We start from the raw sequence: 24,424 nt of genomic DNA on the forward strand, positions 1-24,424 counted from the left end.
CCCGGCCCCCGGGGCGAGGTCTTGCCGTCGGCGACGGTCCGGCTTTATGGTCAACCTGACGATTAGTCGGGTGGCCGTGCGGCCGGACCAACGGGGGCCGGGGCGGGGTGTGCCCGGAAGGGCGTACCCATGACCGCCGCACCCGCGGGAAAGCGCGCAGCCGCCGGTTCCCTGCTCGGCCTCGCACTCGGCGACGCGCTCGGTTTTCCGACCGAGTTCGACGACGTGCCCTCCATCCTCGCCAAGTGCGGTCCCTGGCGGGAGATGGAGCTCCCGGACCGCGCCCTCGTCTCCGACGACACGCAGATGACCCTCGCGCTGGGGCGTGCGCTGCGCACCGCGACCGGCCGGGGTGATCTCTCGCCCGCACGGCTGGAGAGGCCGCTGCGCGAGGAGTTCGTGGCCTGGTACGAGTCCCCGGAGAACAACCGCGCGCCCGGCAGGACCTGCCTGACGGCGTGCGAGCTGCTGAAGGACGACGGGCGGCCCTGGCGGGACGCGAGCCAGGTCGGCTCCAAGGGCTGCGGCGCCGACATGCGGGTCGCCCCCCTCGGCCTGGTCCCCGGCCTGAGCGCCGGACAGCGCTCCGGCGCCGCCCAGTTGCAGTCCGCCCTCACCCACGGCCACCCCACCGCCCTGGCCGCCTCCGACCTCACCGCGCACGCCGTGTGGCTCCTCGCCCAGGGCACGGACCCCGCCGGCCTGGTCGGGCGGCTGCGCTCCTACGCCCTCGACCACCGCACCCACTACGACCACGCCTGGCTCGGTGACCTGTGGTCCCGCGCCCAGGACCCCAGCCCCGAACACTTCATCGCCCGTGGCTGGGACGAATGCCTGGCCGTCCTCGACCGCCTCCGGAACGCGGTCCGCACGGCTTCCCCGGAGACCGACCCGTGCCTGGCCACCGGTGAGGGCTGGATCGCGGAAGAAGCCCTGGCCACCGGCCTGCTCTGCTTCCTGCTCTTCCCCGGCGACCCCGTCCTGGCGCTGCGCCGGGCCGCCTGCACGTCGGGCGACTCCGACTCCATCGCCTGCCTGACCGGCGCCTTCGCGGGCGCCTGGCTGGGCGCTGACGCCTGGCCGGCGGACTGGGTCGACCGGATCGAGCACCGGGACGAGCTGATGGAACTGGGCGCCCTCTGGGACGCCTAGGCGTGCTGGGCCGAGGCAAGGCGCGTGCGGTAGAGGAAGTCCGCCACCCGAGTCTGGTCCGGCTCCGCCGGGAGCGGGGTACGCGACAGCGCCGCGTCGGCCTCCTCCGCCAGGCGGGCCATGCGTGACTCGATCTCCGGCCAGGGCACCTCGCCCCGCTTGACCGCCAGCAGCGCCTCGCGCCCCTCGCCCACGTCGAGCCGCAGCTCACCGGTGCGGAGCAGGTCGCGGGCGCTGGCCAGCAGGCGGAGCAGATGCATCGCGTGCTTCCAGCGCGGGGCGCCGGTGGTGCGTACGTCGGCGTCCAGCTTGCGGCGCTGGCCGAGGGCGTAGCCGGTGAAGGTGGCGTGGACCTGGCGGGAGAGGAACGCCCCGCGCAGGGACAGCAGTTCGCGGCCGGTGTCGTCCAGGTGCTCCACCAGCGGGGAGTGCAGGCACTCCAGGATGTTCGGGTTGGCCCGCAGTGCCAGCTCGCAGAAGCGTTCCAGCTCCCAGGAGAACCGCTCCTCGCCCGGCCCCTCGACATGCGTCGGCGGCTTCTCGAAGCGCCAGAACAGCGGGGTCGGGGCCAGATACACGCCCCGCCGGTCGGTGTCGCTGGTGTCCGTGGCCAGGCCGAAGGCGCGGGAGCCCATGACACAGGCGTAGACGGTGTGGTCACGGACCAGGTCGGCGGGGCGCATGCGGGGGAGCGTACGCGGGCGGTCAGCCCAGGTGGATCGAATTTCCGTGCACCATGATCTCCTTGGCGGCCAGCGGCTCGGTGGCCGGGCCGTGCGCCACCGAGCCGTCGGAGATGCGGAACCTGCTGCCGTGGCAGGGGCAGTCGACCGTGCCGTCCGCGACCTTGTTCAGCGTGCAGCCCTGGTGGGTGCAGATGGCGGAGAACGCCTTGTACTCGCCCTTGGCGGGCTGTGTCACCACGACCTTCTCCGCCGTGAAGATCTTGCCGCCGCCCTCCGGGATCTCGCCGACGTTCCCCAGCGCCTGCCCGTCGCCGGAGCCGGAGGAGGCCGAGGAGCTCTCGCCGGGGGAGGTGCTGGCGGCGGCCGAGGAACTGTCGCCGTCGTCGCCGCATCCCACGCAGCAGACGGCGAGCGTGGCGGCCCCTGTGGCGAGAAGCGTGCGCCGTGTCGCGGGCTGGTTCATGTCGTCACTCCGTATGTCCAAGGGGCTGGAAATGGCAGAAAGTGCCAGACTTCCGGGCATCCTGGCATCGAACGCGGCCCGGACGAAGGAGGCGGCAGCGGGTCGGACCCCGCCTCGGCCGAACGGGCGCCCCGTCTCACGGCGCGGGCGGCGCGCACCCCGCCCGCCCACGCTGACTAGGCTGGACGCACCAGAAGCCGGCACGGGCCGGCGCAGCAGTCAGCGAGGAGCAGCGCAGTGGCGGTACGAGCGGTCCGGGGGGCCGTCCAGTTGGAGCGGGACGAGTCCGGCCACATGGAGGAGCAGGTCGCAGCCCTGCTGACCGCCGTCCTGGAGCGGAACGACCTCACCGCCGACGACCTGATCAGCATCTGGTTCACGGCCACCCCCGACCTGCACAGCGACTTCCCGGCCGCCGCCGCGCGCAAGCTCGGCATCGTCGACGTGCCCCTGATCTGCGCCCAGGAGCTGGACATCGCCGGCGCCATGCCGAGGGTCGTCCGGCTGCTCGCGCACATCGAGTCCGACCGGCCCCGCAGCGCCGTCAACCACGTCTACCTCGGCTCCGCCGCCGCCCTGCGCAAGGACATCGCCCAGTGAGAACCGCACTCGTCATCGGCACCGGGCTCATCGGGACCTCGGCCGCGCTCGCCCTCACCCAGCGGGGCGTCACCGTCCACCTCGCCGACCACGACCCCGCGCAGGCCCGCACCGCCGCCGCCCTCGGCGCCGGCACCGACGAGCCGCCGCAGGGCCGGGTCGACCTCGCCCTGGTCGCCGCCCCGCCCGCCCACGTCGCCACCGTCCTCGCCGACGCCATGCGCCGCGACCTCGCGCACGGCTACCTCGACGTGGCCAGCGTCAAGGGCGGCCCGCGCCGCGAACTGGAGGCGCTCGGCCTGGACGAGGCCGTCCTCGCCCGCTACCTCGGCACCCACCCCATGTCCGGCCGCGAGAAGTCCGGCCCGCTGGCCGCCACCGCCGACCTCTTCGAGGGCCGCCCCTGGGTGCTCACCCCCACCCGCGACACCGACACCGAGGTGCTGAACCTCGCCCTCGAACTCGTCTCGCACTGCCGGGCCGTCCCGGTCGTCATGGACGCCGACGCCCACGACCGCGCCGTCGCGCTGGTCTCCCACATGCCGCACCTGGTCTCCAGCATGGTCGCCGCCCGGCTGGAGAACGCCGAGGAGTCGGCCGTACGGCTGTGCGGGCAGGGCATCCGCGACGTCACCCGGATCGCGGCCTCCGACCCCCGGATGTGGATCGACATCCTCTCCGCCAACCCCGGACCCGTGGCCGACCTCCTCACCGACGTCTCCGCCGATCTCGACGAGACCGTGCGGGCCCTGCGCGCCCTGCAGTCCGCCGACGAGGACAAGCGGCGCACCGGCGGCGCCGGCATCGAGGACGTGCTGCGCCGGGGCAACGCCGGCCAGGTCCGCGTCCCCGGCAAGCACGGCACAGCGCCGCGCGCCTACGAGACCGTCGCCGTCCTCATCGACGACCAGCCCGGCCAGTTGGCCCGCATCTTCGCCGACGCCGGACGGGCCGGGGTCAACATCGAGGACGTCCGCATCGAGCACGCCGCCGGACAGCAGGCCGGTCTCGTCCAGCTCATGGTCGAGCCGGGGGCCGCGCCCGTCCTCACCGAGGCGCTGCGCGAGCGTGGCTGGGCGCTGAGGCAGTGACGCGGGTCCCCGCTGGTCCCGCCACCCCTGTGCGTCCGTACGAGTGACCCACACCCAGTAACCTTGTGCGGGGCGCCCTCGCGCCCCGCCACCCCGACCGACACCCTTCACCAGGAAGGTGCCCTCCCGTGGAAAACGGCGCCGCCCCGACCGCCAAGCCCGTGATCGTAGCGATCGACGGCCCCTCCGGCACGGGCAAGTCGAGCACGTCGAAGGCCGTGGCCGCGCAGCTCGGCCTCAGCTACCTGGACACCGGCGCCCAGTACCGGGCCATCACCTGGTGGATGGTGACCAACGGCATCGACCTCGCGGACCCCACCGCGATCGCCGCCGTCGCGGGCAAGGCGGAGATCGTCTCCGGCACCGACCCGCTGGCCCCCACCATCACCGTCGACGGCTTCGACGTGGCCGGCCCGATCCGCACCCAGGACGTCACCTCCAAGGTCAGCGCGGTCAGCGCCGTGCCCGAGGTGCGCACCCGGATCACCGAGCTGCAGCGCTCCATCGCCGCCGGGGCCGAGGAGGGCATCGTGGTCGAGGGCCGTGACATCGGCACGACCGTGCTGCCCGACGCCGACCTGAAGATCTTCCTCACCGCCTCCCCGGAGGCTCGCGCGGCCCGCCGCAGCGGCGAGGTGAAGGGCTCCGACGTCGCCGCCACCCGCGAGGCGCTGATCCAGCGGGACGCGGCCGACTCCAGCCGCAAGACCTCCCCGCTCGCCAAGGCCGGCGACGCGGTCGAGGTGGACACCACCGAGCTGACCCTCGCCCAGGTCATCGAGTGCGTCGTCACCCTGGTCGAGGAGAAGCGGGCCGGGAAGTGAGCCTGCCCGCACCGCCCTCCGAGCGGGGCGCCGAGATCGGCCGGCGCATCGGCGTCGGGCTGATGTACGGCCTGTGGAAGCCACGCGTGCTGGGTGCCTGGAAGGTGCCCGCCAGTGGCCCGGTGATCCTCGCCGTGAACCACTCCCACAACATCGACGGCCCGATGGTCATGGGCGTGGCGCCCCGGCCGACGCACTTCCTGATCAAGCAGGAGGCGTTCATCGGGCCGCTCGACCCCTTCCTGACCGGCATCGGCCAGCTCAAGGTCGACCGCACCACCGCCGACCGCACCGCCATCGGCAGGGCGCTCGGTGTGCTGGAGCAGGGCGGGGTCCTGGGCATCTTCCCGGAGGGCACCCGGGGCGAGGGCGACTTCGCCTCGCTGCGCGCCGGGCTCGCCTACTTCGCCGTGCGCGGCGGGGCACCGATCGTGCCCGTGGCCGTGCTCGGCAGCGCCGACCGGCCCGGCCGCCTGGTCAAGGCGCTGCCGCCGCTGCGCTCGCGCGTCGACGTGGTCTTCGGAGACCCGTTCGAAGCGGGCGACGGAAGCGGGCGGCGCACGCGCAAGGCGCTGGACGAGGCGACCGAGCGCATCCAGAAGCGGCTCACCGCACACCTGGAAAACGCCAGGCGCCTGACCGGGCGCTGGGCGACACTTGAGTAGTGGAACCGGCCCGGAACGGGCCGATCCACCGATCACGACGAACGACGACGAGGTACGGACTTCATGAACGACCAGAACCAGCCCGACGGCTCGGCCGCGCACGAGCACGAGCACGGGGCTCTCGGCGACGCCGAGTACGCGGAGTTCATGCAGCTCGCCGCGGAAGAGGGCTTCGACATCCACGACGTCGAGGGCGCCATCGAGGAGGCGGGCCACGGCCCGCTCCCCGTGCTCGCCGTCGTCGGCCGTCCCAACGTCGGCAAGTCGACCCTGGTGAACCGGATCATCGGCCGCCGTGAGGCGGTCGTCGAGGACAAGCCCGGCGTCACCCGCGACCGCGTCACCTATGAGGCGGAGTGGGCCGGCCGCCGTTTCAAGGTCGTCGACACCGGCGGCTGGGAGCAGGACGTCCTCGGCATCGACGCCTCCGTGGCCGCCCAGGCCGAGTACGCGATCGAGGCCGCCGACGCGGTCGTCTTCGTGGTGGACGCCAAGGTCGGCGCCACCGACACCGACGAGGCCGTGGTCCGGCTGCTGCGCAAGGCCGGCAAGCCGGTCGTGCTGGCCGCCAACAAGGTCGACGGCCTCTCCGGCGAGTCCGACGCGGCCTACCTGTGGGCCTTGGGCCTCGGCGAGCCGCACCCGGTCTCCGCCCTGCACGGCCGCGGCACCGGCGACATGCTGGACGCCGTCCTGGAGGCGCTGCCCGACGCCCCCGCGCAGACCTTCGGCACCGGCGTCGGCGGCCCGCGCCGGATCGCGCTGATCGGCCGCCCGAACGTCGGCAAGTCCTCGCTGCTGAACAAGGTCGCGGGCGAGGAGCGCGTCGTCGTCAACGAGATGGCGGGCACCACCCGCGACCCGGTCGACGAGCTGATCGACCTCGGCGGCAAGACCTGGAAGTTCGTCGACACCGCGGGCATCCGCAAGCGTGTCCACCTCCAGCAGGGCGCCGACTACTACGCCTCCCTGCGCACGGCCGCCGCCGTGGAGAAGGCGGAGGTCGCGGTCATCCTGCTGGACGCCTCCGAGAACATCTCCGTGCAGGACCAGCGCATCGTCACCATGGCCGTCGACGCGGGCCGCGCCGTGGTGCTCGCCTTCAACAAGTGGGACACCCTCGACGAGGAGCGCCGCTACTACCTGGAGCGGGAGATCGAGACGGAGCTGGGCCAGGTCGCCTGGGCCCCGCGCGTCAACGTCTCCGCCCGCACCGGCCGCCACATGGAGAAGCTGGTCCCGGCGATCGAGACCGCGCTCGACGGCTGGGAGAGCCGGGTCCCCACCGGCCGGCTGAATGCCTTCCTCGGCGAGCTGGTCGCCGCCCACCCGCACCCGGTGCGGGGCGGCAAGCAGCCGCGCATCCTGTTCGGCACCCAGGCGGGCACCAAGCCGCCGCGCTTCGTCCTCTTCGCCTCCGGCTTCATCGAGGCGGGCTACCGGCGCTTCATCGAGCGCCGCCTGCGCGAGGAGTTCGGCTTCGAGGGCACCCCGATCCACCTCTCGGTGCGGGTGCGCGAGAAGCGCGGCGCGAAGAAGAAGTAACCGCTGCGGCGGACACGAAGTACGCGAAAGGGCGGCCCGGTCTCGGTGGAGACGGGCCGCCCTTTCGCGTGCGGCTCAGTTTCCCTGGCGCGGGCCCGGGGGGAGCGCCGCCGGTCCCGAGCCGTTGCCGTCCGGCTGGGCCCGCCCGATCGTGCCGATCCGCTGCCACTGGGACTGCTGCCGCGCGCTGTACGCGCCCGCGCTGTAGGCGCTGTAGGAGCTGCTGAACGACCCCGGCCGGTGCCCGCCGTACGAGCCCGTGCTCTGCGGGAGGCTCCCGAAGGCGGTGAAATCGAGGTTCTCCTCACCACTGCGATCGAAGGGCAGCGTACGGAAGGTCTTGACCCACTCCGCGTACAGCGTGTCGTAGATCGGCGTGGACGAGGGTCCGCCGGAGTTCTCCTGCCCGGACCGGGCGACGGGAACGGGGGACAGGGCGGGCCGGCGGGGAGAAGTGTCGTATGGGTGCACGTATGTCCAAACGACGGTGCCCCCCAAAGAGATGCGGGCCCGTGAGCGGCCTTCGGCGGCGCGCCGGACAGCACGACCGGCCGTGCCGGCCCCAGGGGGTGGGGGGCCGGCACGGCCGGTGGCCGGGGGAGGCGGTCTCAGGTGCCGGCGAGCGGCAGCGCGGCCGCGACCAGACGGCCGTTCGCGGCGGCCTTGTCCAGCGCGTCGCGCAGCAGGTCCTCGCGGGGCTGGCGGCCGATGGAGCCGACCGGGGCGGCGAACATCAGCACCTGCTGGTGCTTGTTGGCGGCGGCCCGCCAACTGTCCGTGACCTGGAGCGGCTGGTGGGCCTGCCACCACGCCACCGGCTGGCTGCCGTGCGGCCCCGGCTGGAGCACCGCGTGCAGTTGGCCCACGGCGAGCAGCACCGACCAGCCGTGCAGCACCGGCGGGACGGAGGCCAGCGCGGTCACCGGCATGAAGCCCTGCTCGATCAGGAGCGGCAGGAAGTCGTCACCGCCCCCGGTGGCGCCGGGGCGGGCGATGGGTCCGGTCGGCTCGACCACGAGCGCCGGGTGCAGCTCGCCCTCGATCAGCACCAGTCCGCTGGTCACCCCGAGCACGGCGGGCTCGGGCGCGGCCTGCCGGGGCTGTTCTCCCGGGGCCGCCTCGCCGCCGATGGAGCGGACGGCGCCCTGCAACTGCTCCTCGGTGACCTGCACGACCTGCGAGGGCAGACAGCCCGCGTGGGCGAAGGCGAGGACGGCGGTCTCGTCACCGACGAACAGGACGGTGCTGGTGCGTTCCTGCCCGGAGTCCCCCGGAGTGCGGCAGGACGTGCAGTCGTAACTGCCCGGAGCGTTCTCTCCGGCGAGCAGCCGGTCGGCTTCTTCGTCGCCGATCTCGGCGCGTACGGCGTCACTGACGTCGAGCATGCGCGGCACGATGGCTCCCTCGGGATGCGCGCGGTCGGCCGGGTGGCTCCCGGTCGCTGAGCCGTAGGGTTGCGGGCTCATGCAGAAGACAACGGGCGTCCTGTGGTGGGGGTCACGCCCCAGGGGGAACGGAATCGAACCGACCACCGCGCAGGGTCACTTTCGGCACCGAATCGGCCACTGAGCGTCAACTCCGTGCACGGTCAAGGAACTTGAACGGGTGATGTGGGTCACAGGCGTCCTCACCCTATGGTCGACAATTCCCGAAATAACCGTATGAAGTGGTTGGCCGGAAATCGCCGATACCTGCGGTAACCGCCAACTGGCCTGCCCCGACGGGGTGTTGTTGAAATGTGGCACCTGTCCTCCTTAGATTCCTTCGCCGTGTGCAACTAGCACCGCTCGGGTAGGTCCGCCGCCCGGCGCCGGGCCGATAGCGGCCGTGGCACCGGAACCGGTGGACGGGGCGGGCACGTGGAACCGCGGTCCTACGCGGCGAGACGCGCCCCGCCCAGGGGGAGCCCGGGTTCGTGGAGAGGGAACTGCATGTCCGAGTGTGCCGATACCACCCGTTCGACCGCCGCCGCCGACACCGCCCGTGACGCGAACCGTCACGGCGGCGCCCGCAAGGGCCGCACGACGGCCGCCCTCGCCGGGGCCGCGCTGCTCGCCCCGCTGGGGCTGCTGGCCGCCTCCGGAGAGGCCCAGGCGGCGGACAACGGAGTCTGGGACCGCATCGCCCAGTGCGAGAGCGGCGGCAACTGGAGCATCAACACCGGCAACGGCTACTACGGCGGACTCCAGTTCTCCGCCGGCACGTGGCGTGCCTACGGGGGCGGCGCCTACGCCCCCACCGCGGACCAGGCGTCGAGGAGCGCGCAGATCGCCGTGGCGACCAAGGTTCAGCAGGCCCAGGGCTGGGGGGCCTGGCCGGTCTGCTCCGGCCGCGCCGGAGCCTCCGGCGGCGCACCCGCGTCCGCCGCGGGCACCGGGACCGACAAGGGCACCGTGCGCAAGAAGTCCGTACCGGCCCGGTCCGCACCGGCCAAGGCGACGCAGCGCCCGGCGGCGACCCACGCCGACCGGGGTGCCCACCGGGGCGGCTACACCGTCCGCGAGGGCGACACGCTGAGCACCATCGCGGCCCGGCACGGCATGAGTTGGCAGCGGGTCTACGCCGCCAACCGGTCGGTCATCGGGGCCGACCCGAACCTGATCGTGCCGGGGCAGCAGCTCGCGCTCTGACGCGTAGCCCCGCCTCGACGGCCACGGCCGCCGCCCTCCTGAGGGCGGCGGCCGTTCGCATACCTGTTCGTGCGGAACCGGTGAGCGGGGACGCGCCGGGGAACCCGTGAATTTCCTATGCGCCGTCAGATCCCAGGCCTCTGCGCCCTATTTCGCGGGAAAAACGTCAGGTCCCGTTCTTGGCCGGTTCCGGTGTGTGATCCGACGCATTACGACCGGTAATTGAAGCCCGTGACCGGCCCTGCGGGAAAATTCTGTTCGATTACCCCGTGAAGGTGAACGGAAACCCCCATACGTGTGACGAAGAGCGCGGGTCACCGGTGCGGGGAGCTGTGACAGAAGTGTGACCGGGCGGTACCCCGGACCCGTCGGAACGGGTGCCTTCCGTAGTCGCCGCGCGCCGCCTAGCGTGGCCGCATGGCACAGATTCCCGCTCCGCCACCGGAGCCGCAGGACACCCTGGACAACTACGTCGGCCTGGCCGCGGAGGACGCCGACCGGCGCGCCCGGAGCCAGGGCTGGCAGACGGTGCGGGCGCTGCCGCCCGGCGCGGTCATCACCATGGAGTACCGCACGGGCCGCCTCAACTTCGAGGTGCGGGACGGCCGGGTCGCCCGTGTCTGGAAGGGCTGACCCGGCCGTCAGGGGCGCGCGGCCTGGGAGGCGCCGCGCGGGAGCCGGTCCGCGGCGTGCGGCGGACGGCGGCTGCCCGCCGGGGTGACCGGGGTGCGCTCCGAGCGGGTGGTGTGCGGGCCCGGCGCCAGATGGATCGGGGGCCGGGCACCGCGCGCGGACCCGACCGGCTCCCGCGTCGCGGCGGCCGGCTCGGCGACCTTGCCCAGGGGCTGGAGCGCCACCGGTGCGAGCGGCGCGGACGGCGCCGGTGCGGAACGCCGCCGACGGGCGCGCAGGCGGTCCCGCAGGGCGAACAGCGCGTCCTCGACCTTGGAGATCAGCGGCTCGAACCACGGCAGCGCCAGCAGGATCAGCAGTCCGGCGGCCCAGCCCAGCAGCACGTCGCTCAGCCAGTGCGTACCGAGGTAGACGGTGGTGAGGCCGACGCCGAGCGAGGTGACGGCGGAGAGCGCCGACAGCCAGCGGCGCGCCGTCGGCGTGGAGGCCAGATAGGCCAGGATGCCCCAGGTCACGACCGCGTTGGCGGTGTGACCGCTGGGAAATATGTCTCCGCCCAGACCCATCTCGTTCGAGCCGATCACGGTGGCGTAGTGCGGGCCGAGCCGGCCCATGCCGAGCTTGGCGGCGCCGACCGTGATGTTCAGCAGCAGCAGCGAGGCGGCCAGGGTCAGCAGCGGACGGACCGTGTGCTGCCGCCAGGAGCGCCAGCCGAGCCAGGCCGCGACCATCACCGCGGTGGGGCCGCGCTGGCCGAGCACCACGTAGTAGTCGAGGAAGGCGTGGATCTCGGGCCACTGCTGGTACGGCCGGAAGAACATGACCCGCCAGTCCAGCCGGACCAGCCAGGACGTGGTGATCACGGCCCACACGATCGCCAGGTAGAAGGCCAGGGTCGAGGAGAACAGCACGACCCGGTGCCGGGACATCCTCGGCACATCGATGTGGGCCGGTCGTTCCGGCTCACGGTCCAGCCTGGCGAACACCCGGTCCAGACGCCGGGTGAGGTTTCGTTCGGTACGCACCCAATCGACGTTACAGCGAGTGAGCTGTGTTCCTGGTCGTTACCGGGGCTTTGTGATGACGATGTGATGTGGGAAACCTCTCAGGAACCACTTGAATTCCTGAGCGTCGGCAATATCGCCGAAGCGGCCCCCGCAATTTCCCCGATCAGCCGGGGAGTGTCTTTATGGCGCTTTTAAATTGGTTCACCGAAAGGTGGCCTCGTATTCGGCGGGCGCTCACCCGGCCCGCGGGCCGGTCAGGGCGGGCCGGAGCCGTTCAGCCACAGGGCGCCGTAGAGGGCCGCGACGGCCGCGAGCGCCGCGGTGAGCAGCGCCGCGCGGGCCGGGCGGGCCCGGGCCAGGGCGCGGGCCAGGGGGAACAGCAGCGGGAAGGCCGGTAGCAGCAGGCGGGGCTTGGAGCCGAAGTAGCTCGACGCGCACAGGGCCAGCGCCAGCACGACCCCGCTGTACACGAGCAGCGCGAGCGGCTGCCGCTGGCGCACCCCGGCCAGGTACAGCCGGAGCAGCAGGGCGACGCCGAGGATCAGGGCGATGCCCGCGAGAGCCGAGGGGAACGCCGTGAGCATGGCGGCGACGAAGCGCGCGAAGGCGTACCCGCCGTCGAAGCCGTTGCGCCATCCCGCCTGGACGTCGAGATAGCCGAGCAGGCCGTCCCCGGTGCGGTGGCCCACCCACAGCACATAGGCCGCCGCGCCCAGCGGAGCCAGGGCCGCGCCGAGCACCCTTCGCCACGCCGGGGCGCGCGGCGCGCCGGGCGTGCTCCCGGTTCGTCGGGACGAGGCGATGGCCGCGACCCAGACCGCGGCGACCACCGCCGCCCCCACCGGCCGGGTGAGACCGGCGAACGAGGCCAGCAGCCCCGCCGTCACCCAGCGCCCGGACAGCACCGCGAACAGCGACCAGGCGGCCAGCGCGGTGAACAGGGACTCGCTGTACGCCATCGACTGCACGATCCCGACCGGCAGCACCGCCCACAGCAGCACCGCGCACACCCCGGCCCGCGCCCCGTACAGCCGGTCCGCCACCGCGAAGATCCCGCCGACCGCCGCGAGCGAGGCCAGCGCGGAGACCGCGAGACCCGCGTCCGCGTACGACAGCGGGGTCACCGCGTGCAGCAGCCGCTCCAGCCAGGGCAGCAGCGGGAAGAACGCCAGGTCCGAGTGGACGTCACCGTCGGGCAGCCGGACCTCGTGGCCGTAGCCCGCCCCGGCGACCCGCGCGTACCAGAGGGAGTCCCAGCGGGCGGAGAGCAGCTTGTGCGCGCTCGTGCCGCGTGCCGCGCTCCACACGGCCAGCACGGCCAGCCCCAGGGCGCGGACCTCCACGTACCCCAGGAGCGCGGGCAGGGCCCGGCGGGGGAGGGAGGTCGCGGGCGGGGCCGGCCGCGTAGCTGTTTCGGTCACGCGCCGATTATCGACGGCCGCGCGGACCGCCCGGTCACACGCCGGTGAGCGCAGGTCGCGAGGGTGGCGCACGCCACACCGATCGGTGCGCACCGGTGAGAGGTCCGCCACGTGACCAGGGCATGAACTCGCGTACGCTGACGAGCCACCCGCGTGGGTCCGAGCGGGCCGGAGACACCGCTCCTCTCCGGCCGTACGGCGTGGAGACCCCACCCCGCCGACCCGCCGCACGCGAGGATTCTTCTGGAGGTACGTGTATGTCCGGGACGACCGCGGCCGCCGTCAGGCCGTGCCGTCGGGCGGCCGGGGCCGGTGCCAACCGCTGGGTCGTCCTCGTCGTCCTCTGTGTCAGCCTGCTGCTCGTCGGCCTCGACGCCACCGTGCTGCACGTGGCGGTCCCCGCCGTCACCGAGGACCTCAGACCCAGCGCGGTGGAACTGCTCTGGATCGTCGACATCTATCCCCTGGTCTGCGCCTCGCTGCTGATCCTCTTCGGCACGCTGGGCGACCGGGTCGGACGCAGACGCGTCCTCCTGCTCGGCTACACCCTCTTCGGCCTGGCCTCGGCCCTGGCCGCGCTCGCCCACAACGGCGAGACGCTGATCCTGGCCCGCGCGCTGCTCGGTGTCGGCGGCGCCATGATCATGCCGGCCACGCTGTCCATCCTGCGCCAGGTCTTCCCCGACCGGCGCGAACGGGCGCTCGCCATCGGCATCTGGAGCGCGGTCGCCGCCGTCGGCGCGGCCGTCGGCCCGCTGCTCGGCGGGTTCCTGCTGGAGCACTTCTGGTGGGGCTCCGTCTTCCTGGTCAACATCCCGCTGATGCTGGTGAGCCTGCCGGTCGGCCGGATGCTGCTGCCCGAGTCGCGCGGCGAGCGCGACGGCCCCTGGGACGTCGTCGGCGCGCTGATGGCGGCCGGCGGCCTGTTCGGCGTCGTCCTCGGCGTCAAGCGGCTCGGCGGCGGCGAGGACATGACCGGCCCGCTCACCCTGGTACCGCTCGTGGTGGGCGCGGCGCTCCTCTTCCTCTTCGTACGGCGCCAGTCCCGCCGCGCCCACCCCCTGGTCGACCTCGGCATGTTCCGGCGGCCCGCGTTCAGCACCTCCGTGGGCTGCATCGTGCTCGCCATGCTGGCCCTGGTCGGCCTGGAGCTGATCGCCGCGCAGTACCTCCAGCTCGTCCTGGGGCTGTCCCCGCTCCAGACCGGGCTGCGGCTGCTGCCGCTGACCGTCGCCGCGATGGCGGCGGGCCTCGCGGGCGCGCGGGTGCTGCGCCTCCTCGGGCCGCGCCGGATGGTCTGCGCCGGGTTCTGCCTCACCGCCGTCGCCGTCGTCCTCCTCACCGCGATGGGCGGCCACGACAACACCCCGCTGCTCCTGACCGGCTTCGTCCTGCTCGGCTTCGGCCTGGAGACGACCCTCTTCGGGGCCTACGAGTCCATGCTCAGCGAGGCCCCGGCCGACCGGGCCGGCGGCGCCGCGGCCATCGGCGAGACCTCCTACCAGTTGGGCGCGGGCATCGGCATCGCCCTGCTCGGCAGCGTGATGAACGCGGCCTACGCGCCCGCCCTCAGCTCCGTGCCCGGCGTCCCCGCCTCCGCCTCCTCGGCGGCGGGCCGCTCGCTGGGCGAGGCCTACGAGGTGGCCGCACGGCTCGGCGGGCCCGCCGGAGCCGCGCTGCGCCACGCGGCCCGCGACTCCTTCGTGCACGGGCTGCACGTGACCCTGCTGGTCAGCGCCGGTCTGCTGCTGCTCGGCGCGCTGATGGCGCTCCGGCTGCCCAAGGTAATGAACTGCGCGCCGGAGGGCGCCGGGGCGCCGGAACCGGTGACGCAGACCCCCGTACCGCTCGCCAAGGGCGACCTCCCCGCGCCCAGGGCGGCCGGGAAACCCACGGTGTCCGCCTGACCGCGGCACTGTCGCTCTGGACGTGGGGCGGAGTCGGCCGTAACGTCGGCCGGGCATCGTAACTAGCGCTGCTAGTTTTCCTGAGCCGCACAGTGCCGGAGGGTGTTTCACATGTCCGCGTCCCCGAAGCCGCCCGCGTTCGATCCCGCCGACCCGCTCGGCCTGGACGACCTGCTCGACCCCGAGGACCTCGCCGTCCGCGACACCGTCCGCTCCTGGGCGGCGGACCGGGTCCTGCCGTACGTGGCCGACTGGTACGAGAAGGGCGAGCTGCCCGGCATCCGGGAGCTGGCCCGCGAACTCGGCTCGATCGGCGCTCTCGGCATGTCCCTGACCGGGTACGGCTGCGCGGGCGCGTCGTCCGTGCAGTACGGCCTCGCCTGCCTGGAGCTGGAGGCCGCCGACTCCGGCATCCGGTCCCTGGTCTCGGTGCAGGGCTCCCTCGCCATGTACGCGATCCACCGGTACGGCAGCGAGGAGCAGAAGAACGAGTGGCTGCCCCGCATGGCCTCCGGCGAGGTGATCGGCTGCTTCGGGCTGACCGAGCCCGACCACGGCTCCGACCCGGCCGGCATGCGTACGTTCGCCAAGCGGGACGGCGACGACTGGGTGCTCAGCGGGCGCAAGATGTGGATCACCAACGGCTCGGTCGCCGGGGTCGCGGTGGTCTGGGCGCGTACCGAGGACGGCATCCGGGGCTTCGTCGTCCCCACCGACCTGCCCGGCTTCTCGGCGCCGGAGATCAAGCACAAGTGGTCCCTGCGGGCCTCCGTCACCAGCGAACTCGTCCTGGACGACGTACGGCTGCCCGCCGACGCGGTGCTGCCGGAGGTCACCGGGCTGCGCGGACCGCTCGGCTGCCTCTCGCACGCCCGGTACGGCATCGTCTGGGGTTCGATGGGCGCCGCCCGCGCCAGCTTCGAGGCCGCCCTGGAGTACGCGCGGACGCGGGAGCAGTTCGGGCGGCCCATCGGGGGCTTCCAGCTCACCCAGGCCAAGCTCGCCGACATGGCGGTGGAGCTGCACAAGGGGATTCTGCTCGCCCATCATCTGGGGCGGCGGATGGACGCCGGGCGGCTGCGGCCCGAGCAGATCAGTTTCGGCAAGCTGAACAACGTCCGCGAGGCCATCGAGATCTGCCGTACGGCGCGGACGATCCTCGGTGCCAACGGGATCTCCCTGGAGTATCCCGTGATGCGGCACGCGACCAACCTGGAGTCGGTGCTCACCTATGAGGGCACCGTGGAGATGCACCAGCTCGTGCTGGGCAAGGCGCTCACCGGGCTCGACGCCTTCCGGTGAGCCCCTGGGGGGGCGGGGCCGGTGAACGGCCCCGCCTCAGCTCTGGTTGAAGAAGCCGTCCTCCCGGCGGCCGGCCGGTTCGCCACTGATGATCTCGGTGTGGGCGGGCGTCAGCAGGAAGACCCGCGTCGCCACCCGCTCGATCGTGCCCCGCAGCCCGAAGGTGAGTCCGGCCGCGAAGTCCACCACGCGCTTGGCGTCGGCGCCCTCCATCGCCGTGAGGTTCATGATGACCGGGACACCGTCCCGGAACAGTTCGCCGATGGCGCGGGCGTCCCGGAAGCTGTCCGGGGTGACCGTGCCGATCCGGCGGCCCTTGTCCTCGGCCGTGTCCGCCGCCACCTTCACCCGCGGGTCGGTGACCCAGGCGTCTGCGGACTCCGTGCCCTCGGAGTAGTCGTCGTCGTAGTAACGCTCGTCATCGTTGTCGTCGACGAGGCCGAGCCACGCACTCGCCTTGCGTACCGATCCCATGGACGCCTCCTCTCACAGCGGTCTTTCTCGTTCTTCGCTTCCCTATGGTCATCCATGATGCGGACGGCGCGCCAAGTGGATAGACGCCGCGCGGGGGGTTTGTGACGGTACTGGTGCACGATCGATCCGTCGAGAGCCCTTGTGCCCCAAGGGCTCCGACTCATACGGCTGCTGACTGAGAGTGAAATATGATTTGTCGCGGCGGACGGGTGATGTGTGGTGTGTCCGGGTGACAGAGGGGCGTCCGAGGTGGGGCGCATGGGGCGATTGTCGTCTTTTGTGACTTGAGGGGACGTCAGGGTGCGGGACCTGTATCGCCGTTGAGGCGGTGACGGCCGAAAGGCACTCTTGTGCCTACCGGTCGTTCGGCCGAATACTCCCCCTCAGCGCTTGTCAGGGGCATGCACGTCCGGACAGACCTGCCGCTGGCTGCGCCTCACGGGCCCCGACCCCACGCGGGCCCCCGAATTCCCCAGGAGGGAACGACACGTGAGGATCAAGCGCACCACTCCCCGAGGCCGTATCGCCAGACGCACCCAGTTGACGGCCGCCGTCTCCGGCCTCCTTGCCGTGGCAGCGTTCGCCGCCCCCACCGCGCACGCCAGCGACGTCCACACGTTCAGCGCCAGTCAGCTCACCAAGGCGAGCGACTCCGTCCGCCAGGCCGACGTCCCCGGTACCGCCTGGGCCGTCGACAGCAAGACCAACCGCGTCCTCGTCACCGTGGACAGCACGGTGTCCCAGGCCGAGATCTCCAAGATCAAGGAGCAGGCCGGCGCCGACGCGCTCACCATCAAGCGGACGCCCGGCAAGTTCAACAAGCTGATCACCGGCGGCGACGCCATCTACGGCGGCTCCTACCGGTGCTCGCTCGGCTTCAACGTGCGCAGCGGCAGCACGTACTACTTCCTGACCGCCGGGCACTGCGGTGAGGTCGCCTCCACCTGGTACAGCAACTCCGCCAAGACCACGCTGCTGGGCACCAACGTCGGGTACAGCTTCCCCGGCAACGACTTCGCGCTGGTGCGCTACACCAACTCCTCGATCGCGCACCCGAGCGCGGTCGGCAGCCAGACGATCAGCAGCGCGGCCACGCCGGCCGTGGGGGCCACGGTGACCCGGCGCGGGTCCACCACCGGCACCCACAGCGGGCGCGTCACCGCGCTGAACGCCACCGTCAACTACGGCAGCGGCGACGTGGTGTCCGGGCTCATCCAGACCACCGTGTGCGCCGAGGGCGGTGACAGCGGCGGTCCGCTGTACGGCGGGAGCGTCGCCTACGGGCTGACCTCCGGGGGCAGCGGCAACTGCTCCTCCGGCGGTACGACGTTCTTCCAGCCGGTCACCGAGGCGCTGAGCTACTACGGGGTGACCCTTCCCTGAGGTTCGCTGAGGTTCCCTGGCGTTCTCTGACGGGCCGTCCTCTCTGACGGGTCGGTTCGGCGGGCCCCCGCACGCGGCAACTCGCGTGCGGGGGCCCGCTTTTCGTCGTGCAGGGTCCGTCGTCTCGCTTTGAGACGGTTCGTTTTCGGACACCCGATGCCGTTGCTGTGCGGTGGTGTCCGGGCAGCGTTCCGTGTTTGCACTGCGAATTCCCTGGGGTGACTGTCCTCGGTCAAGCTGGGCAGGTTGTTCGAGAGTCCGGCCGGAAGTCGACCTTGTGTCCCGGCTGTGCGGTTCGGAAGAGTGGGCGCTCGTCAACCAGCCTTCCGGTTCGTCAGGTCCCCACAACCTGCCGGGCCGACCCCCCACAGGAGGACGTGAGTTGAAGCATCGACGCATACCCGCACGGCGGGCCGCGATCGCCGGAGCGGGTGTTGCCGCACTGGTCGCCGCGGGTGTCACCTTCCAGACTGCGAACGCCAGCGAACCCGTGAAGTCCGCGCCCGACGCGCGAGTCCTGTCCGCTCCCGCGGCCGGAAAGCTCGCCTCCACGCTGCTCGCCGACCTCGGCTCCGACAGCGCGGGCAGCTACTACGACGCCCAGGCCAAGAGCCTCGTCGTCAACGTGCTCAACGCCTCCGCCGCCGATACCGTCCAGGCGGCCGGCGCCAAGGCCAGAATCGTCTCCCACTCCCTCGCCGTGCTCGACGGCGCGCGGTCCACGCTGAAGAAGGACGCGACGATCCCCGGTACCTCGTGGGCGACCGACCCGGTCTCCAACAAGGTCGTCGTCACCGCCGACAAGACCGTGTCCCAGGCCCAGTGGGCCAAGCTGGGCAAGGTCGTCTCCGGGCTCGACGGTGCCGCTGAACTCAAGCGGTCCAAGGGGGAGTTCAAGCCCTTCGTCGCCGGTGGTGACGCCATCACCGGGTCGGGTGGGCGATGCTCGCTCGGGTTCAACGTGACCAAGGGCGGGGCGCCGTACTTCCTCACCGCGGGGCACTGCACCGCGTCGATCTCCAGTTGGGCGGACTCGTCCGGTGCCACGATCGGGCAGAACGAGGACTCCAGCTTCCCGGGTAACGACTACGGGCTGGTGAAGTACACCGGCGGGGTCGATCACCCGAGCGAGGTCAACCTCTACAACGGGTCTGCTCAGCAGATCACGGGGGCGGCCGAGGCCACCGTGGGGATGAAGGTGACCCGTAGCGGGTCCACCACCCAGGTCCACGACGGGACCGTCACCGGGCTGAACGCGACCGTGAACTACTCCGAGGGCACGGTCAGCGGGCTGATCCAGACCGACGTGTGTGCGGAGCCCGGGGACAGTGGTGGGTCGCTGTTCTCGGGGAGCAGTGCTGTCGGGCTGACGTCCGGGGGTAGTGGGGACTGCACCTCCGGCGGGGAGACGTTCTTCCAGCCTGTGACCGAGGCGCTGTCCGCTACCGGGACTCAGATCGGCTGAGTCGTTCTTGTGCTGGGCCCCGCTTCTCCTTCGGGAGGGGCGGGGCCCTCGTGCGTCTGCCGTCCCTCGTGCGTCTTGCCGTCCGTCGTGCGTCTGTCGTCCGTTGTGTCGGGGGCGGGGCCGCGCCGGGGGGTGTCCGTCCTCGGTCCGGCGCCCTGTTTCTGTGATGTGTGCGGGTTGGTGTTCGCCGGCCGCTGCGGGCGGACACCCCCCGGCACGTCCCCTCGCCGCCGTGTCCGGCCAGCCGGTCCGTCGTGGTCGTGCCCCAAGGGGGGGTGTCGTGTCCGGCCTAACGGTTCGTCGTGGTCGTGCCCGAGGGGGCGTCGTGTCCGGCCTACCGGTTCGTCGTGGCCATGCCCAAGGGGGCGTCGTCTTCGGATGGGCCGTCGTGGGGGTGGCGGGTAAAGGGGTGCCTGTCCGGCTGGGTCGCGTGGGGTGTCGCCCCGTGGGGTGGGTGTGGTGGTGGGCGGGTTCTTCGGTGTTTTTGCAGGTGGGAGGGGTGATTGTTTCTGTCGTACGCGTGTTCGATAGTGGGGGTATGGTGGTGTTGGAACGAGTGTTCGATTGGTGTGGGAGGTGCTGGAGTGGCGTTCGCGCATCTGCATGTCGTCTCCGGGTTCTCGCTGCGCCATGGAGCCTCGCATCCGGAGCGGCTCGCCCTGCGTGCCTCCGAGCGGGGGATGGATGTGCTCGCGCTCACCGATCGGGACACCCTTTCCGGGGCCGTCCGGTTCGCCAAGGCTTGTGCGGGGAGTGGGGTCCGGCCGCTGTTCGGGGTCGATCTGGGGGTCGAGGTCGCCTCGGGCGGGGGTGGTGGCGGGCGGCTGCGGACTCCCGTGCGCGGGGGTGTCTTCGTCGACGAGTCGGCCGCCCGGGTGACCTTTCTCGCCCGGGACGGGGCTCGGGGGTGGGGGGAGCTCTGCCGGCTGGTCACCGCCGCCTGGGCGGGTGGGGGCGCCGGGCCGCTGCTGCCCTGGGGTGAGCATCGGGGCGAGGGGCTTCTGGTGCTGTTGGGGGCCGACTCCGATGTGGGGCGGGCCCTGGCCGCCGGGCGCCCCGACCGGGCTGCCCGGCTGCTGGCACCCTGGCGGGAGGTCTACGGGGACGCCCTTCGGCTCGAGGTGGTCTGGCACGGGCGGCCGGGTACGGGGCCGGGGTCGCTGAGGCTCGCCGCTCGTGTTCTCGGGTTCGCCGTGGAGCAGGGGGTGCGGCCCGTGCTCAGTAACGCCGTGCGCTACGCCGACCCTGGGCAGGGGCGCGTCGCCGATGTGCTGGATGCCGCCCGGCGGCTCGTTCCCATCGATCCGCGCAAGGGGCTCGACTCCGGTGAAGCCTGGCTGAAGGGTGCGGCGGAGATGCTCGGGGTCGCCGAGCGGGTCGTCGAGGCCGCCGGGTATCGGCGCGAGGTCGCCCTGCGGCTGGTCGAGGAGACTCTCGCCGCCGCGGGGGAGTGCGTCGTCGACCCTGAGGACGATCTGGGGATCGGGAGTGTCCGGTTCCCTGAAGGGCGGCTGGTGGGGGCCGGGCGGCGTGGTGCTCAGCGGACGCTCGCCTCCCGGGCCGTCGCGGGGATGGTGCGTCTCGGCTATTCCGGACGGCGGGACTACTGGGAGCGGATGCACGGGGAACTGGAGATCATCGGGCATCACGGGTATGCCTCTTACTTCCTGACGGTCGCCCAGGTCGTCGATGATGTGCGGGGGATGGGGATCCGGGTGGCCGCTCGGGGGTCCGGGGCCGGGTCCCTCGTCAATCATCTGCTGGGGATCGCGCATGCCGACCCGGTGGAGCACGGGCTGCTCATGGAGCGCTTCTTGTCCAGGGAGCGGATCGCGCTGCCCGACATCGACATCGATGTGGAGTCCGCTCGGCGGCTCGAGGTCTACCGGGCGATCATCGGGCGGTTCGGGAGTGAGCGGGTCGCCACCGTCGCCATGCCCGAGACGTATCGGGTGCGGCACGCCATCCGGGACGTGGGCGCCGCCCTGTCCATGGACCCTGCCGAGATCGACCGGGTGGCCAAGGCCTTTCCGCATGTCCGGGCCCGCGACGCCCGGATCGCCCTCGCGGAGTTGCCCGAGCTGAAGGCGCTCGCGGGGGAGCAGGAGCGGTACGGGGTGCTGTGGGACCTGGTGGAGGCGCTGGACGCCCTGCCGCGTGGGATCGCCATGCATCCCTGCGGGGTCCTGTTGTCCGACGCCTCGCTGCTCCGGCGTACTCCGGTGGTCCCCACCAGCGGGGAAGGGCTGCCCATGTCGCAGTTCGACAAGGAGGACGTGGAGGACCTGGGGCTGCTCAAGCTCGATGTGCTCGGGGTGCGGATGCAGTCGGCCATGGCGCACGCCGTCGCCGAGGTGGAGCGGGCCTCCGGGGAGCGGGTCGACCTGGACGCCCTGCCGGAAGGGGACCCGGAGACCTACGGGCTCATCCGGTCCACCGAGACGCTCGGGTGCTTCCAGATCGAATCGCCCGGGCAGCGGGATCTCGTGGGGCGGCTCCAGCCGGACTGTTTCGGGGATCTCGTCGTGGACATCTCGTTGTTCCGGCCCGGCCCCGTCGCCGCCGACATGGTGCGGCCGTTCATCGAGGCCCGGCACGGGCGGGCGCCTGTGCGGTATTCGCATCCGGATCTCGAACCGGTGCTGCGGGACACGTACGGCGTCGTGGTCTTCCATGAGCAGATCATCGACATCCTTGTGGTCATGACCGGTTGCGGGCGCGGGGAGGCCGACGCGGCGCGGCGGCTGCTCTCCGACCGTGAGACGCAGGGGCGCGTCCGGGTGTGGTTCGCACAGCGGGCCGAGGCGAAGGGGTACGACGCGGAGACCGTTCGGCGGACCTGGGAGATCGTCGAGGCTTTCGGGTCGTACGGCTTCTGCAAGGCGCACGCTGTCGCTTTTGCCGTGCCCACTTACCAGTCGGCCTGGCTCAAGGCGCATCACCCGGCCGCTTTTTATGCCGGGCTGCTCACCCATGATCCGGGGATGTATCCCAAGCGGCTGCTGCTGGCGGACGCGCGGCGGCGCGGGGTGCCGGTCCTGCCGTTGGACGTGAACGTGTCCGGGGTCGCCCATCGAATCGAACTGGTGTCTGGTTCGGGGGCGTGGGGGATACGCCTCGCCCTCGCCGATGTGCACGGGATCAGCGAGGCGGAGGGCGCCCGGATCGCCGAGGGGCAGCCGTACGCGTCCCTGCTGGACTTCTGGGAGCGGGGGCGGCCGGGGCGGCCGCTCGCCCAACGGCTGGCTCAGGTCGGGGCGTTGGACGCCTTCGGCGGCAACCGGCGTGATCTGCAGTTGCATCTGGCCGAGTTGCACCGGGGCTCGCGGGGCGGGCGTGGCGATCAGCTTCCGCTGGGCGGTGGGCGGCGGACCGCTTCCGCCGGGCTGCCCGACCTGTCGGACGCCGAGCGGCTCAGTGCCGAGCTCGGCGTGTTGTCCATGGACGTCTCCCATCACCTGATGGACGACCACCGGGGTTTCCTGGAGGAGTTGGGTGTGGTGTCGGCCCGGCGGCTGCGGGAGGCCCGGCACGGGGAGACCGTGCTGGTCGCGGGCGCCAAGGCGGCCACCCAGACGCCGCCCATCCGGTCCGGCAAGCGCGTCATCTTCAGCACCCTGGACGACGGTACGGGACTGGTCGACCTGGCCTTCTTCGACGACTCCCACGACACCTGCGCCCACACCGTCTTCCACTCCTGGCTGCTGCTGGTGCGCGGAGTGGTGCAGCGGCGGGGGTCGCGCAGCCTGAGTGTGGTCGGGTCGGTCGCCTGGAACCTCGCCGAACTCGTCGAACTGCGGGCCGAGGGCGGGCTGGAGAAGGTCGCGGCCCGGCTGGCGGAACCCGTTCCCGAGACGAAGGGCGGGGCGGGTGACGGTAGCGGGCGCCGGATCCGGATGGCCACCGGGTACGAGATGCATCCCTGGGCCGACCTGCGCCCGGCCGGCCAGGAGGTCTCCGAGCAAGGGCCCGCCGCCATGCGGAAGTTGTGGCATCAGAGTCCGGGGAGCGCGGGATGACCGTTCTCTGCGTGCGTTTCCGCCCGGCCTCGGGCGCGGGTGAGCTCGAGCTGCCCGAACTGCTCGGGCTGCTGGAGGAGTTCACCCCCGTGGTCGAGGGGCTGCCGCCTGACGGGGCGCTGGCCGACCTGCGAGGGGCCGAGCGGTACTTCGGGCGGGACGCGGTGGAACTGGCCGCGTTGATCCGGGTACGGGCTCTGGCCCGGTACGGCGTCGACTGCGCGGTCGGCGCCGGACCGGGGCCGATGCTGGCCCGGATGGCGTTGCGGGAGGCCCGGCCGGGGGCGGTGTGCGCCGTTCCCGAGGGGCCCGGTGCCGTCGCGGAGTTCCTCGCCGGGCTGCCCGTGGTCGCGTTGCCCGGGGTCGGGGCGGCCACCGCCCGGACCCTGTGCGAGTACGGTCTGGACACCCTGGGGCGGGTCGCCGTCGCGCCGCCCTCCACGTTGCAGCGGCTGATCGGGGCCAAGGCCGCCCGTGAGCTGCGGGAGCGGGCAGGCGGCGTGGACCGGGGGCGGGTCGTTCCGAACGCCGTCTCCCGGTCGGTGGGGGCCGAGCGTTCCTTCGGCCTGGACGAGCTGGACCCCGGCCGGCATCGGCGGGCGTTGCTGGCGGATGCCGAGGAACTGGGTTCGCGGCTGCGGGAGATGGAGCGGGTCTGCCGCTCCCTGACGCTCACCGTGCGCTACGCCGACCGCTCCACCACGGTGCGCGGGCGTACCCTCGCCGAGCCGACCGCACACTCCGCCGACCTCACCAGGGCGGCGTACGGCATGTACGAGGCGCTCGGGCTCCAGCGGGCGCGGGTGCGGGCGCTCGCCCTGCGCGCCGAGGGGCTGACCCCGGCCGGGGAGGCGGCCCACCAGCTCACCTTCGACCCCGTGGACGAGAAGGCCCGCCGGATCGAGGAGGTCGCCGACCTGGCGCGGGCCAAGTTCGGTCCCCGCGCGGTGATGCCGGGGTCGCTCGCGGCCTGACGGTACCGGGGCGCAAGGGAACCGAGTTACGCGTGTTGTGGGAGTTTCCGGTGGGATCGGGCGGCTACGCGCAACCTGGTGACGATTCCACAGCGTGCGGGGGCTTCTGGGCACTGATGGAACTTTTTACCGACGCGTAACTTCACAGTTGCACTACTCGTCCGTAACTTGACGAGTGAACAG

At 72.3% G+C, this 24,424-nt stretch carries 21 protein-coding genes; 14 read left to right on the forward strand and 7 right to left on the reverse strand.

Going from position 1 to position 24,424, the window contains the following annotated elements; translation table 11 throughout:
* Positions 1-129 precede the first annotated feature (129 nt).
* Positions 130-1,152: an ADP-ribosylglycohydrolase family protein gene (locus HEK131_RS08945; RefSeq protein ID WP_244334312.1), complete on the forward strand. Its 1,023-nt coding sequence runs from the start codon at positions 130-132 to the stop codon at positions 1,150-1,152.
* On the opposite strand, the gene HEK131_RS08950 is transcribed toward HEK131_RS08945, so the two are convergent.
* Together HEK131_RS08950 and HEK131_RS08955 are read right to left on the reverse strand one after the other, a co-directional pair.
* Entirely contained in the window at positions 1,149-1,835 is a 687-nt protein-coding gene (locus HEK131_RS08950; RefSeq protein ID WP_244334313.1) for a nucleotidyltransferase domain-containing protein, read from the reverse strand. The two genes, HEK131_RS08945 and HEK131_RS08950, sit on opposite strands and share 4 nt — an antisense overlap.
* 22 nt (positions 1,836-1,857) lie before the next feature.
* Entirely contained in the window at positions 1,858-2,301 is a 444-nt protein-coding gene (locus HEK131_RS08955; protein ID WP_217465432.1) for a Rieske (2Fe-2S) protein, read from the reverse strand.
* Between the two features lie 237 nt (positions 2,302-2,538).
* Between HEK131_RS08955 and aroH the strand changes: the two genes are divergently transcribed.
* The 5 genes from aroH to der all read left to right on the forward strand — a co-directional run bounded on the left by aroH (position 2,539) and on the right by der (position 7,026).
* Complete coding sequence (gene aroH, locus HEK131_RS08960) at positions 2,539-2,901, forward strand: chorismate mutase (protein ID WP_244334314.1); 363 nt, start codon at positions 2,539-2,541, stop codon at positions 2,899-2,901.
* Positions 2,898-3,992 carry a prephenate dehydrogenase gene (locus HEK131_RS08965; protein ID WP_217465434.1) on the forward strand — a complete coding sequence of 365 codons (1,095 nt, stop codon included), beginning with the start codon at positions 2,898-2,900 and terminating at the stop codon, positions 3,990-3,992. Before aroH ends, HEK131_RS08965 begins: the two co-directional genes overlap by 4 nt.
* A gap of 128 nt (positions 3,993-4,120) precedes the next feature.
* Positions 4,121-4,816 carry a (d)CMP kinase gene (gene cmk / locus HEK131_RS08970; RefSeq protein WP_217465435.1) on the forward strand — a complete coding sequence of 232 codons (696 nt, stop codon included), beginning with the start codon at positions 4,121-4,123 and terminating at the stop codon, positions 4,814-4,816.
* A gap of 62 nt (positions 4,817-4,878) precedes the next feature.
* Positions 4,879-5,481, forward strand: a complete 603-nt coding sequence (locus HEK131_RS08975; RefSeq protein WP_051720498.1) for a lysophospholipid acyltransferase family protein — start codon at positions 4,879-4,881, stop codon at positions 5,479-5,481.
* A 63-nt stretch (positions 5,482-5,544) separates the two neighbouring features.
* Complete coding sequence (gene der, locus HEK131_RS08980; RefSeq protein ID WP_244334315.1) at positions 5,545-7,026, forward strand: ribosome biogenesis GTPase Der; 1,482 nt, start codon at positions 5,545-5,547, stop codon at positions 7,024-7,026.
* Positions 7,027-7,101: 75 nt separating this feature from the next.
* Here the strand turns inward: der and HEK131_RS08985 are convergent, their stop codons facing one another.
* Together HEK131_RS08985 and HEK131_RS08990 are read right to left on the reverse strand one after the other, a co-directional pair.
* Positions 7,102-7,497: a hypothetical protein gene (locus HEK131_RS08985; protein WP_161149847.1), complete on the reverse strand. Its 396-nt coding sequence runs from the start codon at positions 7,495-7,497 to the stop codon at positions 7,102-7,104.
* A gap of 137 nt (positions 7,498-7,634) precedes the next feature.
* On the reverse strand, positions 7,635-8,420 hold the full coding sequence (locus HEK131_RS08990; RefSeq protein WP_217465468.1) for a hypothetical protein: 786 nt from the start codon (positions 8,418-8,420) through the stop codon (positions 7,635-7,637).
* 537 nt (positions 8,421-8,957) lie between these two features.
* Here HEK131_RS08990 and HEK131_RS08995 point away from each other — a divergent pair.
* Entirely contained in the window at positions 8,958-9,656 is a 699-nt protein-coding gene (locus tag HEK131_RS08995) for a transglycosylase family protein (protein ID WP_244334316.1), read from the forward strand.
* A gap of 417 nt (positions 9,657-10,073) precedes the next feature.
* Entirely contained in the window at positions 10,074-10,289 is a 216-nt protein-coding gene (locus HEK131_RS09000) for an I78 family peptidase inhibitor (RefSeq protein ID WP_244334317.1), read from the forward strand.
* Between the two features lie 8 nt (positions 10,290-10,297).
* Here the strand turns inward: HEK131_RS09000 and HEK131_RS09005 are convergent, their stop codons facing one another.
* Positions 10,298-11,314: a phosphatase PAP2 family protein gene (locus HEK131_RS09005; protein WP_244334318.1), complete on the reverse strand. Its 1,017-nt coding sequence runs from the start codon at positions 11,312-11,314 to the stop codon at positions 10,298-10,300.
* 236 nt (positions 11,315-11,550) lie between these two features.
* On the reverse strand, positions 11,551-12,717 hold the full coding sequence (locus tag HEK131_RS09010) for a glycosyltransferase family 39 protein (protein WP_244334319.1): 1,167 nt from the start codon (positions 12,715-12,717) through the stop codon (positions 11,551-11,553).
* A 257-nt stretch (positions 12,718-12,974) separates the two neighbouring features.
* On the opposite strand from HEK131_RS09010, the gene HEK131_RS09015 reads away from it, so the two are divergent.
* Positions 12,975-14,624, forward strand: a complete 1,650-nt coding sequence (locus HEK131_RS09015; RefSeq protein ID WP_217465441.1) for an MFS transporter — start codon at positions 12,975-12,977, stop codon at positions 14,622-14,624.
* Between the two features lie 111 nt (positions 14,625-14,735).
* Positions 14,736-15,926, forward strand: a complete 1,191-nt coding sequence (locus HEK131_RS09020) for an acyl-CoA dehydrogenase family protein (protein WP_217465442.1) — start codon at positions 14,736-14,738, stop codon at positions 15,924-15,926.
* Positions 15,927-15,962: 36 nt separating this feature from the next.
* Here the strand turns inward: HEK131_RS09020 and HEK131_RS09025 are convergent, their stop codons facing one another.
* Positions 15,963-16,400, reverse strand: coding sequence for a cell division protein SepF (locus HEK131_RS09025; RefSeq protein ID WP_161148315.1), 438 nt, complete (start codon positions 16,398-16,400; stop codon positions 15,963-15,965).
* A gap of 489 nt (positions 16,401-16,889) precedes the next feature.
* On the opposite strand from HEK131_RS09025, the gene HEK131_RS09030 reads away from it, so the two are divergent.
* The 4 genes from HEK131_RS09030 (at position 16,890) to HEK131_RS09045 (ending at position 24,241) form a co-directional block, all read left to right on the forward strand.
* Complete coding sequence (locus tag HEK131_RS09030) at positions 16,890-17,783, forward strand: S1 family peptidase (RefSeq protein WP_217465443.1); 894 nt, start codon at positions 16,890-16,892, stop codon at positions 17,781-17,783.
* 382 nt (positions 17,784-18,165) lie between these two features.
* A complete protein-coding gene (locus HEK131_RS09035; protein WP_244334320.1) occupies positions 18,166-19,248 on the forward strand; it encodes a S1 family peptidase in 1,083 nt (360 codons plus the stop codon).
* A 584-nt stretch (positions 19,249-19,832) separates the two neighbouring features.
* On the forward strand, positions 19,833-23,267 hold the full coding sequence (locus tag HEK131_RS09040) for a DNA polymerase III subunit alpha (protein ID WP_244334321.1): 3,435 nt from the start codon (positions 19,833-19,835) through the stop codon (positions 23,265-23,267).
* The gene (locus HEK131_RS09045; protein ID WP_217465446.1) at positions 23,264-24,241 is read left to right on the forward strand and encodes a DNA polymerase Y family protein; all 978 of its coding nucleotides are present in this window, start codon (positions 23,264-23,266) and stop codon (positions 24,239-24,241) included. Before HEK131_RS09040 ends, HEK131_RS09045 begins: the two co-directional genes overlap by 4 nt.
* Positions 24,242-24,424: the final 183 nt, after the last annotated feature.

This window comes from Streptomyces seoulensis (assembly GCF_022846655.1).
GTDB lineage: Bacteria > Actinomycetota > Actinomycetes > Streptomycetales > Streptomycetaceae > Streptomyces.

Bases quoted from the DNA above. Each gene is read 5' to 3' on its own strand.
- HEK131_RS08975 (WP_051720498.1), top strand. From the start codon at position 4,879: ATGTACGGCCTGTGGAAGCCACGCGTGCTGGGTGCCTGGAAGGTGCCC.
- der (WP_244334315.1), top strand. From the start codon at position 5,545: ATGAACGACCAGAACCAGCCCGACGGCTCGGCCGCGCACGAGCACGAG.
- HEK131_RS08995 (WP_244334316.1), top strand. From the start codon at position 8,958: ATGTCCGAGTGTGCCGATACCACCCGTTCGACCGCCGCCGCCGACACC.
- HEK131_RS09020 (WP_217465442.1), top strand. From the start codon at position 14,736: ATGTCCGCGTCCCCGAAGCCGCCCGCGTTCGATCCCGCCGACCCGCTC.
- HEK131_RS09025 (WP_161148315.1), bottom strand. From the start codon at position 16,400: ATGGGATCGGTACGCAAGGCGAGTGCGTGGCTCGGCCTCGTCGACGAC.
- HEK131_RS08945 (WP_244334312.1), top strand. From the start codon at position 130: ATGACCGCCGCACCCGCGGGAAAGCGCGCAGCCGCCGGTTCCCTGCTC.
- HEK131_RS09000 (WP_244334317.1), top strand. From the start codon at position 10,074: ATGGCACAGATTCCCGCTCCGCCACCGGAGCCGCAGGACACCCTGGAC.
- HEK131_RS09045 (WP_217465446.1), top strand. From the start codon at position 23,264: ATGACCGTTCTCTGCGTGCGTTTCCGCCCGGCCTCGGGCGCGGGTGAG.
- HEK131_RS08955 (WP_217465432.1), bottom strand. From the start codon at position 2,301: ATGAACCAGCCCGCGACACGGCGCACGCTTCTCGCCACAGGGGCCGCC.
- HEK131_RS09015 (WP_217465441.1), top strand. From the start codon at position 12,975: ATGTCCGGGACGACCGCGGCCGCCGTCAGGCCGTGCCGTCGGGCGGCC.
- HEK131_RS08950 (WP_244334313.1), bottom strand. From the start codon at position 1,835: ATGCGCCCCGCCGACCTGGTCCGTGACCACACCGTCTACGCCTGTGTC.